The organism is Acinetobacter sp. YH12049, from assembly GCF_013419875.1.
Taxonomy (GTDB): Bacteria; Pseudomonadota; Gammaproteobacteria; order Pseudomonadales; family Moraxellaceae; genus Acinetobacter; species Acinetobacter amyesii.
The window spans coordinates 1-15,270 of record NZ_VOZH01000006.1 but is presented as its reverse complement, the minus strand read 5'-3'; the positions used below and the strand labels follow the sequence as shown (position 1 = coordinate 15,270).

Annotated in this window: 12 protein-coding genes; 9 read left to right on the top strand and 3 right to left on the bottom strand. The window is 41.5% G+C overall.

The window, feature by feature from the left end; genetic code table 11:
* From FTU05_RS03645 to FTU05_RS03635, 3 genes are all read left to right on the top strand, one after another.
* Entirely contained in the window at window positions 1-1,752 is a 1,752-nt protein-coding gene (locus FTU05_RS03645; RefSeq protein WP_180164241.1) for a PepSY domain-containing protein, read from the top strand.
* Window positions 1,749-2,087 carry a DUF3325 domain-containing protein gene (locus FTU05_RS03640; RefSeq protein WP_180039614.1) on the top strand — a complete coding sequence of 113 codons (339 nt, stop codon included), beginning with the start codon at window positions 1,749-1,751 and terminating at the stop codon, window positions 2,085-2,087. Before FTU05_RS03645 ends, FTU05_RS03640 begins: the two co-directional genes overlap by 4 nt.
* A 102-nt stretch (window positions 2,088-2,189) precedes the next feature.
* Complete coding sequence (locus FTU05_RS03635) at window positions 2,190-2,702, top strand: tetratricopeptide repeat protein (RefSeq protein ID WP_180008352.1); 513 nt, start codon at window positions 2,190-2,192, stop codon at window positions 2,700-2,702.
* Between the two features lie 64 nt (window positions 2,703-2,766).
* On the opposite strand, the gene FTU05_RS03630 is transcribed toward FTU05_RS03635, so the two are convergent.
* The 3 genes from FTU05_RS03630 to FTU05_RS03620 form a co-directional block, all read right to left on the bottom strand.
* Entirely contained in the window at window positions 2,767-3,291 is a 525-nt protein-coding gene (locus FTU05_RS03630; protein ID WP_180164239.1) for a cysteine peptidase family C39 domain-containing protein, read from the bottom strand.
* A gap of 65 nt (window positions 3,292-3,356) precedes the next feature.
* On the bottom strand, window positions 3,357-4,304 hold the full coding sequence (locus tag FTU05_RS03625; protein WP_180134621.1) for a DUF4424 family protein: 948 nt from the start codon (window positions 4,302-4,304) through the stop codon (window positions 3,357-3,359).
* 34 nt (window positions 4,305-4,338) lie between these two features.
* Window positions 4,339-4,641, bottom strand: a complete 303-nt coding sequence (locus FTU05_RS03620) for a hypothetical protein (RefSeq protein WP_111883908.1) — start codon at window positions 4,639-4,641, stop codon at window positions 4,339-4,341.
* Window positions 4,642-4,877: 236 nt separating this feature from the next.
* On the opposite strand from FTU05_RS03620, the gene ahcY reads away from it, so the two are divergent.
* From ahcY to FTU05_RS03590, 6 genes are all read left to right on the top strand, one after another.
* The gene (gene ahcY, locus FTU05_RS03615; RefSeq protein ID WP_168378281.1) at window positions 4,878-6,260 is read left to right on the top strand and encodes an adenosylhomocysteinase; all 1,383 of its coding nucleotides are present in this window, start codon (window positions 4,878-4,880) and stop codon (window positions 6,258-6,260) included.
* A gap of 231 nt (window positions 6,261-6,491) precedes the next feature.
* A complete protein-coding gene (gene metF / locus FTU05_RS03610; RefSeq protein WP_168378282.1) occupies window positions 6,492-7,328 on the top strand; it encodes a methylenetetrahydrofolate reductase [NAD(P)H] in 837 nt (278 codons plus the stop codon).
* 32 nt (window positions 7,329-7,360) lie between these two features.
* Window positions 7,361-8,074, top strand: a complete 714-nt coding sequence (locus FTU05_RS03605; RefSeq protein WP_180106419.1) for a 16S rRNA (uracil(1498)-N(3))-methyltransferase — start codon at window positions 7,361-7,363, stop codon at window positions 8,072-8,074.
* A 183-nt stretch (window positions 8,075-8,257) separates the two neighbouring features.
* A complete protein-coding gene (locus tag FTU05_RS03600; RefSeq protein WP_180134622.1) occupies window positions 8,258-11,134 on the top strand; it encodes an EAL domain-containing protein in 2,877 nt (958 codons plus the stop codon).
* Between the two features lie 140 nt (window positions 11,135-11,274).
* Window positions 11,275-13,554: an NADP-dependent malic enzyme gene (locus FTU05_RS03595; protein WP_078192090.1), complete on the top strand. Its 2,280-nt coding sequence runs from the start codon at window positions 11,275-11,277 to the stop codon at window positions 13,552-13,554.
* An 81-nt stretch (window positions 13,555-13,635) separates the two neighbouring features.
* The gene (locus FTU05_RS03590; RefSeq protein ID WP_180113923.1) at window positions 13,636-14,871 is read left to right on the top strand and encodes a multifunctional CCA addition/repair protein; all 1,236 of its coding nucleotides are present in this window, start codon (window positions 13,636-13,638) and stop codon (window positions 14,869-14,871) included.
* Window positions 14,872-15,270 lie beyond the last annotated feature (399 nt).

Below are 15,270 nucleotides of genomic sequence, written 5' to 3'. Positions count from 1 at the left end.
ATGCGTGTTGATGCAAAAGTAGAGGGACCGCGCCAGTCCATGTCTTGGCTGCATACATGGGCTAGCCTAATCTTAGGTTGGTTGCTGTATGCTATTTTCCTGACCGGAACCCTGAGCTTTTTTAAAAATGAAATCAATGTTTGGATGACACCTGAGCTGCATCAATCTGTTCCAGCCAGTTCACAAGTCCAACAAACTCAAGTCGCACTGAATTATTTACAGCAAAATCATCCAAATGCAGGTGCTTGGAATATTTTGCTGCCGAATACGCGTCAAAATGCCACCTTAATTACCGTGCGTGAACAAGGTGAAGACCCTCGCGCACGCCGTGGCGGTAAACAAATCTACATTGATAGTGCTACAGGTGAAGTGCTTGAGCCGCGCGATACGCGTGGTGGTAATTTTCTCTATCGTTTCCATTTCGAACTATATGGTATGCCACGTATGTGGACGCGATGGTTTGTCGGGATAGCCACACTGTTGATGTTAGTTGCCATCATTAGTGGTGTGATTACTCATAAAAAAATCTTTAAAGATTTCTTTACCTTTCGTTCAGGTAAAGGACAACGTTCTTGGCTCGATGCACATAATGCAACCGCAGTATTTGCGCTTCCCTTCCACATCATGATCACCTTTAGTGGCCTGTTGCTGCTGTTATTTACAATCATGCCTTGGGGGATTGAGCGTATTTATGAAAACCGTGGACAATTTTTACAAGAACAAAATCGTGCATTGGTTCAGGAAAATAAACCTGAAGGACGTGAATCTGCTCAAGGACGTGAAGAACGTGGCGAACGCCCACAGCAAACCCGTGCCAATTCTGCACAAAACCAAGGCGAAAATCGTGCTGAGAGCCGTGGTGAAGGTCGAGGAGATCGTCGCTCTAAACGTGAAGAGCAACCTGTCGTTGCTGCGCCGTTGACCAATTTAGCGCCGATCGTGACTGCGGTTCAGAATGAATGGAAAACTAATCCGATTAGTACCGTTAGCATCATTGCACCGAATACAGACCAAGCTAAAATTGAACTACGCGCCTTACATGGTGAAAGTGTCGCGTATCGAAATGTCTATGCAAGTAAACAATTTGATGGCGTAACTGGCAAAGACTTAACTGACGAAAGTGCCAAGTTAAAGCAGCCTTCTGTACCGATGGGTATTTACAATGTAGTGACTACGCTGCATGAAGCACGCGGTGTAGATTTAGCACTACGTTGGCTGCTGTTTATTTCAGGGATTGTAGGCACACTGATGGTCGCTACAGGTCTCATTCTGTGGTGTGTAAAACGTGCGCCGCAACAGCAAAAACAAGGCTTTAAATCATTTGGCTACCGCACGGTTGAAGTGACCAATATTGCAGCGATTATTGGTTTGCCGATTGCCTGCGCAGCATTTTTCTATGCCAACCGTTTTATTCCCGCACAACTTGAAAACCGTTCGGAATTAGAAATTCGTAGTTTCTTTATTGTTTGGCTACTAACGCTTATTTATGCGATGTTCCGTACGCATCGTCAAGCGTGGCTAGAACTTTTAGCTTTTGCCACAGCAATTTTTGCCTTACTGCCGATTGTAAACTTCATGACTGGTGGTCAAGCGCTTTGGAATACCATGGCAAATGGCCAATGGATGATTGCATCCTTTGATCTTGCAATGTGGCTTTTGGCTATCTTGTTTGCCTATTCATTTTACAAAGTGAAAAAGCATAAAGGGCTGCCTGTTAAAAAAGCACGTGGCACAAAGGAGGTTGAAGCATGATGCTCTTTCTCCTGATTTGGGCACTGAGTAGCTTAGGTTTTTTTGCCTTGGCATACAGCATGTCTAAACATCAAAAGCAGTTCTACAGCAAAGAGTTAAGTGTGGGCCAAACACGGTTAGCCACGCTAGTCGGCTGGGCGCTATTGATCATCGCCTTGATAATTTGCCTCTCTCTTGGCACGCCGAGCAATAACATCAGTTATTGGTTTGGCGCGCTGACTATTGCGGCTTTATTTGTCGGGCTATGTATTAGTTATATCGCTGAATATTTTTGGAAAATTATTGGTGCATTGGTTGTCGTATTTGTATTGTCAGCTGTGTTATTGAAATTTTAATTCATTAGACAAGCTTCTCTAAACATTGAAAGCCAATCTTCGGATTGGCTTTTTTCATGCCAACCGATTAGGCTATGCCTATTCTGCTCTTTTGGATTACACATGTCTGAACTTTCGATCTCTCCTGCTTTATATAACCGTGCCATGGCAGGCAATAAAGATGCTCAATTTGAACTGGCTGAAATTTATATGCAAAGTGAAAATGATGAGCATGTTGAACTTGCAGAAGAATGGGCACTCAAAGCAGCTCAGTTAGGTCATGTAGAAGCAATGTATTGGCTGGGTGAAGGCTATGCAGTCTATGCCAAAGATATGCTCGAAGAAGATCCGGAAGAATCTAAAACCTATTTTGAACATGCGCACCGCTGGTTAGAACAAGCGGCGAAGCATGACCATCCTGCTGCTATTTTAGAATTGGCCAATTTTTACCGTCGCGGCGATGTGGTGGAAAAAGATGTCGCTAAATCCATTGAACTGGTTGAACAATCTGCAAAATTAGGTGAAGTTCAGGCCATGCGTGATTTGGCTTTTATTTATGCCAATGGATTAGGCATCGACGCCGATGAAGAAAAAGCAGATTTTTGGAATGAAAAAGCCAATATGGCTGAGCAATAATCCAATTATTTTCTAAAAAATAAAGCCCATCTCATGATGGGCTTTTTTCATTCAACAATATGGCTCAGCTCGCCACATAATCATTTACATCCACAATAATGACTTGTCGGCAAATGCCCTCTGCCCCACGCTGCTGTTCAAATACGTCTGCTGGCATGGCTTCAAAGCTGTCAAAAAAACTGATCTCTGTTTTGTCAATGTCATACACCAAAGAATGGTTCCCCACGCCTTCTAGGGTGTCGTAATAGACAATCACAAACTGATTTTGTTCAAAAGCCTGCTGAATTTGTGCATAGCCAATTGCGGGCAATATAGGCAGTTCCAATTGGTCTGCTTCTGCATAACTGCGTTTTTCACTGTCCTGCAGCTCAGGATCATGCTCTGTGTAAAACTTTACTTGGAAGCCAAACTTCTTTAACCCAACGGCTAAACCAATGGTTGTTGTGCCATGGTCAGCTTCATAAGCACAAACTTCGATGAGCTGCTGAATGTCTGCATCTATACCTAAGTGCTGCAGCAACATCCACACTGCATAAATGCCGCCATTGGCTTCTAAATTTGCCAACTCATCAGGTATTTCCATCGACATATATCAAAACTCAAAATTGCTTATGGACGATGATAAACAAATCGCAGCAGTTTTGCCTGCAAGTTTTAATCCAGACCTGATTTCACATGCACAAAAATAATGTCCAAATCTTGTTTGGGTACAAAATTCTTTTCAACCATTTGAAACTGCGTAGCGCTCAGTTTTTTGACTTTACCTGCCCAGCAAAATGAAACCAGTTCGTTAGCATCCCGCTCAATAGTCAGCTTAAAATCTTGAATAGGTTTTGCCCAATTGGCACCTGTTTTTAAGATATAGCCCAGTGCTTGAAATGGTGCATGCTGTGATTTGGCCTTTCTGAGTCCTGCCTTAAAGTTTTTATCCATACAAAATTGTTGATTATACTCATCTGGATATAACGCCACAGAGCCACCCACCAGCGGTGCATATTGATGCTGTACGCGAGTAAATGCTTTGGCTTTAAAGGTTTGCTTCCAGCTGTAAATTACCTGAGATGACCATGAAATGACTTCACTCGGATCTTTGGGCAAAACTTTTTGCAAAGCTGCATTTTTACAGTTTCTGAGTTTTTCCTCGAAAGTTTCATATTCATCATCTTGCCTGCTCCACGGATTCAGCATGTCTTTTTCCGTAAACCCGCATTGCTTAAAACTCTCCGTCATATCAATCGGGGCTGTTTTTTCATCTTTTTGAATAAAAGTGCGCACATGCATTTCAGGCTGAATCGTTTTTCCATTCACTTGAACTTTAAAACGTTTGAGCAACTTTTCTGTATTGGCAAAATCTGATTCAAAGAAGTTTTTAACTTTTGGCAACGGAAATAAGACCGTTTCAATCACATCTTGATTGCTCAGATTTTTAAACTGATAATCGACCTTGATCATTTTTTTACTGATAAACAGGTCTTCACTGAACATTTGAATGTCTTTATTTTTCAGGTACTGCACCCCTCCCGTTGCCACATAGCCTGTTGAATCGTTGGCATATGTTAGTGCTGAAAAACACAAGCATATGAATGCAGTTAATTTTTTCATTATTAGCTTCCAATTTTTTATATTTAAAATTGCACTAGAATATCATCGACCATTTTTCAGGAATATACTCAGAAATTAGCCCTATCCCGATAATTATAAGGGCAATGATGCCAATCAAAATAATAAAACTCACTGCTTTTATGACTACTCTAAGGGTTAAATTTAAGCCTTTCGTATAATTTTCAATAAAGCCTGAAAATTTAAATAAGGATAAAACCCCAATCAAAATTAAAGGCAGAAAAAAAATATCTTGTGGTGAAAAGTCGCCTCGCCTTGCTGAGACAGCTTGTGAAGATACGAGTAAAACTAGGAAAATATTAAATTTTAATATATTCATGATATGTACGTTATTATCTTTTTATTATCAGATTATTCATCTACATATTAACCAATTTTTGATTGGAACTCACTCTATTTCCAAGTACAATACTCCGCTAGTCGAGGGATGCTGCGACTTTCTTATAGGCACTAAATATAAGATCGCTAGGCTCGACGATTCGGTTGGACACTCGTTCCAATCAACAACGGCATCCGCGAACTGAATGATCAATTGTTTTTATTAAGGAGATCGTGATGAACGCGGTTAATGCTTCATTTACAGATTACAAAGTTGCCGACATTTCACTAGCTGACTACGGCCGTAAAGAAATCAAACTCGCAGAAGCAGAAATGCCAGCCCTAATGGGTCTTCGCAAACGCTATGCAGCGGCTAAACCGCTTGCTGGCGCGAAAATCCTTGGCTGTATCCACATGACCATTCAAACTGCAGTTTTAATTGAAACTCTAGTTGAATTAGGTGCAGAAGTTCGCTGGACTTCATGCAACATCTTCTCTACTCAAGACCACGCTGCTGCTGCAATCGCTGCTGCAGGTATTCCTGTATTTGCTTGGAAAGGCGAAACTGAAGAAGAATACATGTGGTGTCTTGAACAGCAAATTAATGTGAATGGTACGCCTTGGGATGCCAACATGATTCTGGACGATGGCGGTGACTTAACTGCACTTGTTCACGAAAAATACCCAGAAGTGATTGCTAAAATTCACGGTATTACAGAAGAAACCACTACAGGTGTTCAACGTCTTTACGAAATGCACCGCGACGGTACTTTAAAAGTTCCAGCGATTAACGTAAATGACTCTGTCACTAAGTCTAAAAACGACAACAAATACGGCTGCCGTCACTCACTTAACGATGCAATCAAACGTGGTACAGATATGCTTTTATCTGGTCGTCGTGCGCTTGTAGTCGGTTATGGTGACGTAGGTAAAGGTTCTGCTCAATCACTTCGTCAAGAAGGCATGATTGTACGTGTCACTGAAGTTGACCCTATCTGTGCAATGCAAGCATGCATGGACGGTTTCGAAGTTGTTGCTCCGTATAAAAATGGCATTCAAACGGGTAAGAAAGAAGACATCAACCTTGATCTTCTTCAAAATACTGACTTGATCGTAACAACAACTGGTAACTACCACGTATGTGACGCTGCAATGCTTGATTCATTAAAAGCTGGCGCTGTAGTTTGTAACATCGGTCATTTCGATACTGAAATCGACACAAATTACTTACGTGGTTATAAGTGGGTTGAAGTTAAGCCACAAGTTCACCAAGTGTATCGTTCAGAAAATGAAAATGATTACTTAATCCTTCTTTCAGAAGGCCGTTTGGTGAACCTTGGTAATGCAACCGGTCACCCTTCACGTATTATGGATGGTTCTTTTGCCAACCAAGTATTGGGTCAAATGCACCTATTCGCTGAAAAATTTGCTGATCTTCCTGAAGATCAAAAACAAGCTGCAATCCGTGTAGAACTTATTCCTAAGAAATTAGACGAAGAAGTTGCTGCTGCAATGGTTGCAGGTTTCGGCGGCGTATTGACGACTTTGACTCAAGAACAAGCGGACTACCTCGGTGTTCAAGTTGAAGGCCCGTTCAAAGCTGAGGCTTATAAATACTAAGTTTTATAAATACCTCTCCCTAACCCTCTCCTGAGCGTGCTTCAAGCACTGCTTTGAAGCTCAGCGCAAGAGAGGGAACTCTTCATTGTGAAAGCAAATTTGTTGTTAACTCCAAATAACTATTACTTTCATAATGGAAGTCCCTTCTCTTGCGCCATATATGGCTCAGGGAGAAGGTTAGGATGAGGGGATTTTTTTAAATAAAAGTATTTATAAAAAAAGGATTTGAACATGTCAAAACAGATTCCTATTTCCTTTGAGTTCTTCCCGACCAAAACTGATGCGGGCGCGGAAAAACTTAAAGTTGTACACCAAGAACTACAATTATTAAATCCTGAATTTTTCTCTGTAACATACGGTGCAGGCGGTTCTACCCGTGAACGTACTTTGTCTACATTGAACGACTTCAACGGTAAAGGCACACCTGTTGCCCCTCACCTGTCTTGTATTGGTGACAGCAAAGAACGTATTGCCGAATTGCTGGATTTGTATAAGTCACAAGGCATTGACCGTATTGTTGCGCTGCGCGGTGACTTGCCCTCTGGTCAGGTGGGCTTAGGCGAATTGCCTTATGCAACAGATCTTGTGCGTTTCATCCGTGAACATACTGGTGATCACTTCAAAATCGAAGTGGCTGCTTACCCTGAAATGCATCCGCAAGCAGACAGCTTTGATCTCGACATCAAACGTTTCTGCGATAAAGCCAATGCAGGCGCAAATGCAGCACTCACACAGTTCTTCTTTAATCCAGATGCATACTTCTACTTTGTAGAGCGCATTCAAAAAGAAGGCGTGAATATTCCTGTTGCTCCAGGCATTATGCCGATTACCAATGCAAGCAACTTAATCCGCTTTGCAGATGGTACAGGTGCAGAAATTCCTCGCTGGATTCGTAAACAGCTTGCGACTTATGGCGACGACACAGCATCGATCAAAGCCTTTGGTCATGAAGTGATTGTAAAACTTTGCGAACGCCTGATTGCTGGTGGTGCGCCAAGCTTGCACTTCTATACCATGAACACCACTGACCCTACACGCCAACTTGTGAAAGACCTCGGTCTTGCATAAGACATTTCGACCTATTTGAGAGTAAAACTTTAATGCCACGTTTTTATATTGAAGCTGATTTAACTGTTGATACGACTGTTGAATTAACGGAAACAGTGTTTCATCACTGGGTAAAAGTTTTACGTGCTCACGTGGGCGAAACTGCCACTTTGTTCAATGGGCAAGGTGGCGAATACCATGTTGAATTGGTTGAAGTCGCTAAAAAGTCGGCTGCCGTCCAAGTTTTGCAATTCAATCCAAGCAATCGCACACCACATTTTACGGCACTCTTGGGTCAAGTGATGAGCAAAGGCGACCGCATGGATTATGCGATTCAAAAAGCGGTTGAACTCGGTGTTTCTGAAATTCAACTACTCACATCCGAACGTTGTGAAATGCGTTTGAAGTACGATCGTGATCAAAAGAAACTCGACCATTGGCAAGGTATTGCCATTGCTGCATGTGAACAATGTGGTCTCAACATTGTCCCTAAAGTACTTGCGCCCCTTTCCCTTGAAAAATGGCTGGAGAGTAATCTTCCGACTACCAAGTTGGTACTCGCACCCAATAAAGATGAAGTTGATGTATTAGCTGATGCTGACCCACAATTTGCCTTACTGATAGGCCCTGAAGGTGGCTTGAGCGAAGCCGAGATCAGCGCAGCAAATGAGAAAGGTTTTGTGAACTGGTGTATCGGTGAACGTGTCCTTCGCACAGAAACTGCACCTGTAGTTGCACTTTCAATTTTAAATTATAAATTTATTTAATTTTTACTCGATAGTTCATCTGAAAGCATCAATGATGACATCCTCGATATTGCTTTTTATTTGTAACGCAATTACCCTAGAGTCAATAAAAACAAATGATTTGTTACTAAGAATAAACAAATATTCTCAGGAACAATACAAATACAACGATCTAAATTTGGTTAAGGCAGGGTTTTTATATTCATGACGTATAAACAAGATGAATATATCAAGCAGTACAATCATACTGCTCAAATTGCGAACACGATTCGCCATAGCCGCTATTTTTTAGTCAGTATTCTGATTATTTGCTTATATATTTTTTCGATATATCAAATTTTTTATAAATCGCCATCTTTATATTTCAATATTTGGTTTATTTTTACCGAAGTTTTTGTCAGTTTATGTTGGCTGATTAGCACCGTTTATTTTAAACCTGAACAATATTCACTGATGATTGCGCATCGTTGGCTACAGTTTCAGTGTTTTTCAGTCGGCACACTGATTGCGAGCGGTATTTTTTTAATTTTTTATTATTTGCCTGCGACCAATCAAAGCTTTGAACCAATTCAAGCCCTGACGCTCTCTGCCCTACTCTTGATCGTGACGCAAACCTTTGGTTTGACCTATTTGACGCAAAAACTCAATTATTTTTGTTTAGCCTTTATCCCGTCTATCGTGCCCTATCTGATTGCACAGTTCTTTTTCTTAGATGGTTCAAATCACTTATTTAGCCTGAGTATTAATTTTGGGCTCATTGTGATTTTAATGTGCGCCATGACGTCATATCGAATTCATCGTCGTGTATCGACATTACATGCTAAAAATAACCTACTGGTCGATAGTGCGAAGCAACAAGTCAAATGGACTGATGAACTGTGTCAGCAGCTCCAAGATGAAGTCAACAAATCACGAGACATCGAATTACAGCTACAACTGGGTAACCAAATCCTTGAACAGAAAGTCAAAGAGCGGACCTTCGACATTGAGCAAATGAACAAGGATTTAGAAAACCAACAAGCCAATTTAGTCCTTGCGCATGAAATTGCAGGTTTACGCCCTTGGGATTGGAATATCAAAGATCGTAAAATCGTTGTCACCAACTATAAGCAAGAAAAAACCCTAAGGCATTCGAAAGAGCATCAGCAACAGTTACAGCATGTGATCCATCCTGATGATATTCCTCATTTTAAGTCGGCAATGATTCAACATCTACGTGGATTTAAAGATCGTTATGAGGCCACCTATCGAATTCAAAACAGTCAAGGAAAATGGAGTTGGGTACATGATATTGGGCGGGTCATTCAACGCGATCCAGATAACCGTAAGCCCTTGCGCATGGTCGGTATTCGTCGTGACATTCATCAGGAACGGACGTCTCAAGAACGTTTAAAACTTGCAGCCAGTGTACTCGAACAAGCTGCTGAAGGGATTTTCATTTTAAATGAAGAGCTGTGCTATATCGAAGTCAATCCATTTTACGAACAATTAACCGGCTTTAACTACGACCAAATTATTGGTAAACATCTTTTTGATATCACTGCAAATTACAAATCAATTCAACGTAGTATGCACTATTCGATCATTAAGCAAGTGCTGAAAATTGGTGAGTATGATGGTGAATTGCACGAAAAATTTCTTTCAGGTAAAGAACTGACACTATGGATGCATATTAATGCGATTACCGATGATCAAAATCGCGTCACCCATTACATTGGAATTGTCTCAGATTTAACAGAACGTAAATTGCAAGAACAACGTTTATCTTATTTAGAAAACTATGACACCTTAACAGATTTACCTAACCGTTTTTATTACAACTATCAACTGCATCAATATTTAGTTTCACAGCAAGATTCGATTAAACAGTTGGCCGTTATTCGTTTAAACATCGACCGTTTCCGTCCATTAAATGAATATCTCAGCAACAATGGTGGTGACGAACTGTTACGCCAAGTCGCACAGCGTTTACGTCTAACCAATGCCGAAGCTCTGTTTGTAGCACACTTAAATGGCGATGATTTTGCGATAGTGTATGAAATTTCACATATCCGCCCTTCTGTGCAAGAGCATTGTGAACGCATCAATAAAGCCTTTAGCATTCCATTTAATATTTTTGGCCAAGATCATGTTATCACTTTATCGATGGGTGTCGCGTTCTACCCTGAGCATGGTCGTCAGCTAGATTATCTGAATAATTGTGCAGAACAAGCGCTGAGCGAAGCAAAAAATTTAGGTGGCAACACCACTCGTTATTATTCCAATGAAAATACCGCATTATTAGAGCAGGGGATCTTCTTGGAACGCGACTTGCGTAAAGCCATTCAAAATAATGAGTTGGTGGTGTATTACCAACCGAAGATTAATTTCCGTGATAAAAATATTTATGGTTTTGAAGCCTTGGTGCGTTGGAATCACCCTGAAAAAGGCTTAATACCACCAGGCTTATTTATTCCTCTAGCAGAACAAACCAGTTTAATTTCGGATATCGGGCGTTTTGTCCTGCAAAAAACCGCACAGCAAATTCGTTTTTGGAACAATTTGGGTTATCAAAATATTTGTGTATCCGTCAATATTGTCGCGCAGCAACTGCGCCGTGGACAATTGTTAAATGATCTTGATGAAGCGATAGATGCCAATCAAATTGATGGAGCAAGTTTAGAACTGGAAATTACCGAATCCTCTTTGGTCGAAAATCTAGATTCAGTACGTGAACTGTTAAACGAAATCAAAAAACGTAAAATCAATATTTCACTTGATGACTTTGGTACGGGCTACTCATCATTATCTTATCTAGCTGATTTCCCAATTGATATCTTAAAAATTGACCGGAGTTTTATCTCTAAAATTGGTGAAAATAAACAATTGGCCATCGTCAGTGCCATGATTGCCATGGGCAAAGCGATGGGCATGACGGTAGTCGCTGAAGGGATTGAAACCGAACAACAGTTACAGTATCTACAAGACTTAGAATGTGACATTGCTCAAGGCTATTTTTTCTCTAAGCCATTGCCACAAGAAGAGGCAACCGTGTTCCTTGAAAATAATATCTCTTCGCCTGCTTATACATACTTAATATAAGTCACTATGCCTGAGCTATAAGATTGTCTGAAAAAGACGCGACTTCGACTGTCCCAACTGTGCAACTAATGTTATATTCAAGCGGATAAAGCAAGCATTTCAGCTTTATATTGGATAAACAAAACACAATCGAGATACAGATGGACGATCAATCTTTAAAACAGCAGGCTTTGTATTATCACGAATTTCCAACTCCGGGGAAAATCAGCGTTACACCAAGCAAACAATTGGTCAACCAACACGATTTAGCCCTCGCATACTCGCCAGGTGTCGCTGCACCTTGTTTAGAAATTGAACGCGACCCATCTACTGCTGCACTTTACACAGCGCGCGGTAATCTTGTTGCTGTAGTCAGTAACGGTACAGCCGTACTGGGCTTAGGTAACATTGGTCCTTTAGCGTCAAAACCTGTTATGGAAGGTAAAGGCGTTCTATTCAAAAAATTCGCTGGTGTTGATGTTTTTGACATTGAAATTGCTGAAAACGATCCAGACAAAATCGTAGATATCGTTGCAGCATTAGAACCAACTTTTGGTGGTATCAACCTTGAAGACATCAAGGCCCCAGAGTGTTTCTACATCGAGCAAAAACTTCGTGAACGCATGAATATTCCTGTGTTCCATGATGACCAACACGGTACATCGATCATTGTGGGTTCTGCATTACTGAATGCACTTCAACTCAATGGCAAAAAAATTGAAGAAATCAAAATTGTCGCTTCTGGCGCAGGTGCTGCTGCCCTTTCATGTTTGAACTTACTTTGCGCACTTGGCGTAAAAAAAGAAAACATCGTTGTGGCAGATTCACGCGGTTTATTGACGACTAAACGTGAAGGCTTGGATGAGTCGAAAAAGGCATACGTTCAAGACATCGAAGGCTCTCAGCTTGCTGATGTAATGGAAGGTGCGGACATGTTCCTTGGTCTTTCTGCAGCAGGTATTTTAACCAAAGAAATGGTTAAAGTCATGGCGAAAGATCCGATCATCTTTGCCCTTGCTAACCCTGACCCTGAAATTCTTCCTGAACATGCACATGAAGCACGTCCAGACGTGATTATGGCAACTGGTCGTTCAGACTATCCAAACCAAGTGAACAATGCGCTTTGCTTCCCTTATATCTTCCGTGGCGCACTCGATGTTGGTGCAACCACGATTAATGAAGAAATGAAGATTGCTTGTGTACATGCGATTGCTCGCATGGCGCATGTTGAAGCAGACGCTGCATCGTATGGTGAAAAATCTGCTTCATTTGGTCGTGATTACCTCATTCCGCGCCCATTAGATCAACGTTTGATTCTTGAGATTGCACCCGCAATTGCACAAGCAGCGATGGATTCAGGTGTTGCAACTCGTCCAATTCAAGACTTCTCTGCGTATCGTCAACGTTTGTCTGAGTTTGTTTATAACTCTGCATTCATGATGAAACCAATTTTTGCGCAAGCGAAAACTGATCCAAAACGTATTGCATATGCTGAAGGTGAAGATTTACGTGTACTTCGCGCAGTACAAATTGCTGTTGATGAAGGTTTAGCAAAACCAATTCTTGTAGGCCGTCCTGCAGTCATTGAAGCAAACATCAAAAAATTAGGTCTACGTCTTGAAGACGGCGTGAACATCACTATCGTCGATCAAGAGAAAAACCCTGATTATGATAAGTTTGCTGACGATTACTACAGCATCATGCAACGTAAAGGTGTAACGCCTGAATACGCTCAGCGTGAAGCACGTCGTCGTTCAACACTTATCGCGGCAATGTTGGTTCGTCATGGTGTAGCTGACGGTATGTTATGTGGTACTTATTCTAGCTATGACATTCACTTAGACTTTGTCAGCAATGTGATTGGACTAAAAGAAGGCCGCAATAACTTCTTTACGCTGAATGCATTGATGCTTGAAGACCGTAACTTGTTTATTGCTGATACTTACATTAACCGTAATCCAACAGCTGAACAGTTGGCTGAAATGACTATTTTAGCGGCTGAAGAAGTACGCCGTTTTGGTATTACGCCGCGTGTAGCATTGCTTTCTCACTCAAGTTTCGGTTCTGACCAAAATGATCCTAGCGCACAAAAAATGCGTAAGGTTTATGATATTTTGTCAGAAATTGCACCAGAACTTGAAGTTGAAGGTGAAATGCATGGTGATGCCGCACTGGATGAAAATATTCGTCATTTCGCATACCCGAACTCACGTTTTAAAGGTTCTGCGAACTTGCTGATTATGCCTAATCTGGATGCAGCGAACATTTCGTTCAACTTGTTGAAATCAACTTCAGGTAGTAACGTGACGATTGGCCCAATTCTTTTGGGTGCTGCAAAACCTGTTCATATTTTAACGCCAACAGCGACAACTCGCCGTTTAGTGAATATGACTGCATTAACAGTTGCAGAGATTCAAGAAAACGAAAAATTAGCACTCTAATTTAGTTGACTTGAACACACTTTGTGACTTGAGAAAACCTCTGTTCTGTAGCATGATTGCTCTAAGAATAGAGGTTTTTTCATGCAAGTTTATTTAGTAGGCGGTGCAGTTCGAGATCACTTGCTCGGGCACCCCTATCACGAAAAAGATTATGTCGTTGTCGGTGCAACGCCGGAACAATTACTTGCTCAAGGTTATCAACCTGTGGGTAAAGATTTCCCTGTTTTTCTTCATCCAGAGACCAAAGACGAATATGCCTTAGCCCGTACAGAACGTAAGTCTGGACATGGGTATCATGGCTTTGAATTTTATACCGACGTCAATGTCACACTCGAACAAGATCTCATTCGACGTGACCTCACGATCAATGCGATTGCCATGGATGATGCTGGCCAAATTTATGATCCCTACCATGGTCAACAAGATTTAGAGCGACGCATCCTTCGCCATGTGTCTGATGCCTTCGTCGAAGATCCTTTGCGAGTTCTGCGGATTGCACGTTTTGCAGCACGTTATAAAGCTTTAGGTTTTAAAGTGGCTGAAGAAACACTTGCGCTGATGCAAGAGCTTGCCAAATCTGGCGAGCTTGAAGCCCTTACACCTGAACGTGTATGGAAGGAAACGTCCCGTGCCTTAATGGAAGACCACGCAGATGAATATTTTGAGGTCTTAAGAGCCTGTGGCGCTTTAAAAGTCTTGTTCCCTGAAATTGATGCGTTATACGGTATTCCACAGCGTCCTGAATATCACCCTGAAATAGACTGTGGTATTCATACCATGATGTCGTTGCAGCAAGCCTGTCGTGCCAATTATTCTTTGGATGTTCGTTTTGCTGTACTTGTACACGACTTGGGCAAAGCACTCACTCCAGTGGATGAATTACCGCGCCATATCATGCATGAAGAACGTGGTGTAAAACCCGTTACCGAAGTCTGTGACCGTATGCGTGTACCCACCAATACCAAACAATTGGCCATCTCAGTGTGTAAAGAGCATTTAAAATGCCATCAAGCCTTGAGTTTAAAACCGGGTACCTTGTGGCGCCTGTTACAACGTATGGATGTGCTACGCCGTCCTGAACGCGTAGAGGCCTTTGTACAAGCCTGTGAATGTGATTCACGTGGTCGTTTAGGTTTAGAGGATCGCGCCTATCCACAAGCTCAATACGTTTTAGATGCCATGCAAGTGGTTCGTAATATTAAAGCTGCCGACCTTCCACCTGATGTATCCGGGCCGGATATTGGTGAAATGTTGATTGAACGACGTATTCAAGCCATTGCTGCACTTAAAACCAGTCAATATGCAGTCGAAGCTTAATTAGAGCACCTTCGGGTGCTTTTTTAATTTACCTTTTCTATATTCTTAAAACTTTAACTTTTGCAATATTTCACCTTGCCCTTTCAGATATAGATATGCTTTGAAAAATATCTGCACTCACATCAAGGCTCATTCATCTATGCTCTAAGGAAAACCATCGAGCTGACAATATGCATCCCCAAATTCGCTCACTACACCTCCCAAAAGATCTCCTCGACATTCATCAACTCACACTCCAATTGGGTTATGAAATACCACTAGAGCGACTCCAACGTAAGCGTCCGCTGAACACACCTTCTGAATTCATCCTATAAGCCTTAATTTAGTCCCCACTTAGAAACAAGTGGGGACTTAAATTTATGACTACAAATCATCAGACATCCATCGCATCTCTTGCGA

Bases quoted from the DNA above. Each gene is read 5' to 3' on its own strand.
- FTU05_RS03645 (WP_180164241.1), top strand. From the start codon at position 1: ATGCGTGTTGATGCAAAAGTAGAGGGACCGCGCCAGTCCATGTCTTGG.
- FTU05_RS03640 (WP_180039614.1), top strand. From the start codon at position 1,749: ATGATGCTCTTTCTCCTGATTTGGGCACTGAGTAGCTTAGGTTTTTTT.
- FTU05_RS03635 (WP_180008352.1), top strand. From the start codon at position 2,190: ATGTCTGAACTTTCGATCTCTCCTGCTTTATATAACCGTGCCATGGCA.
- FTU05_RS03630 (WP_180164239.1), bottom strand. From the start codon at position 3,291: ATGTCGATGGAAATACCTGATGAGTTGGCAAATTTAGAAGCCAATGGC.
- FTU05_RS03625 (WP_180134621.1), bottom strand. From the start codon at position 4,304: ATGAAAAAATTAACTGCATTCATATGCTTGTGTTTTTCAGCACTAACA.
- FTU05_RS03620 (WP_111883908.1), bottom strand. From the start codon at position 4,641: ATGAATATATTAAAATTTAATATTTTCCTAGTTTTACTCGTATCTTCA.
- ahcY (WP_168378281.1), top strand. From the start codon at position 4,878: ATGAACGCGGTTAATGCTTCATTTACAGATTACAAAGTTGCCGACATT.
- metF (WP_168378282.1), top strand. From the start codon at position 6,492: ATGTCAAAACAGATTCCTATTTCCTTTGAGTTCTTCCCGACCAAAACT.
- FTU05_RS03605 (WP_180106419.1), top strand. From the start codon at position 7,361: ATGCCACGTTTTTATATTGAAGCTGATTTAACTGTTGATACGACTGTT.
- FTU05_RS03600 (WP_180134622.1), top strand. From the start codon at position 8,258: ATGACGTATAAACAAGATGAATATATCAAGCAGTACAATCATACTGCT.
- FTU05_RS03595 (WP_078192090.1), top strand. From the start codon at position 11,275: ATGGACGATCAATCTTTAAAACAGCAGGCTTTGTATTATCACGAATTT.
- FTU05_RS03590 (WP_180113923.1), top strand. From the start codon at position 13,636: ATGCAAGTTTATTTAGTAGGCGGTGCAGTTCGAGATCACTTGCTCGGG.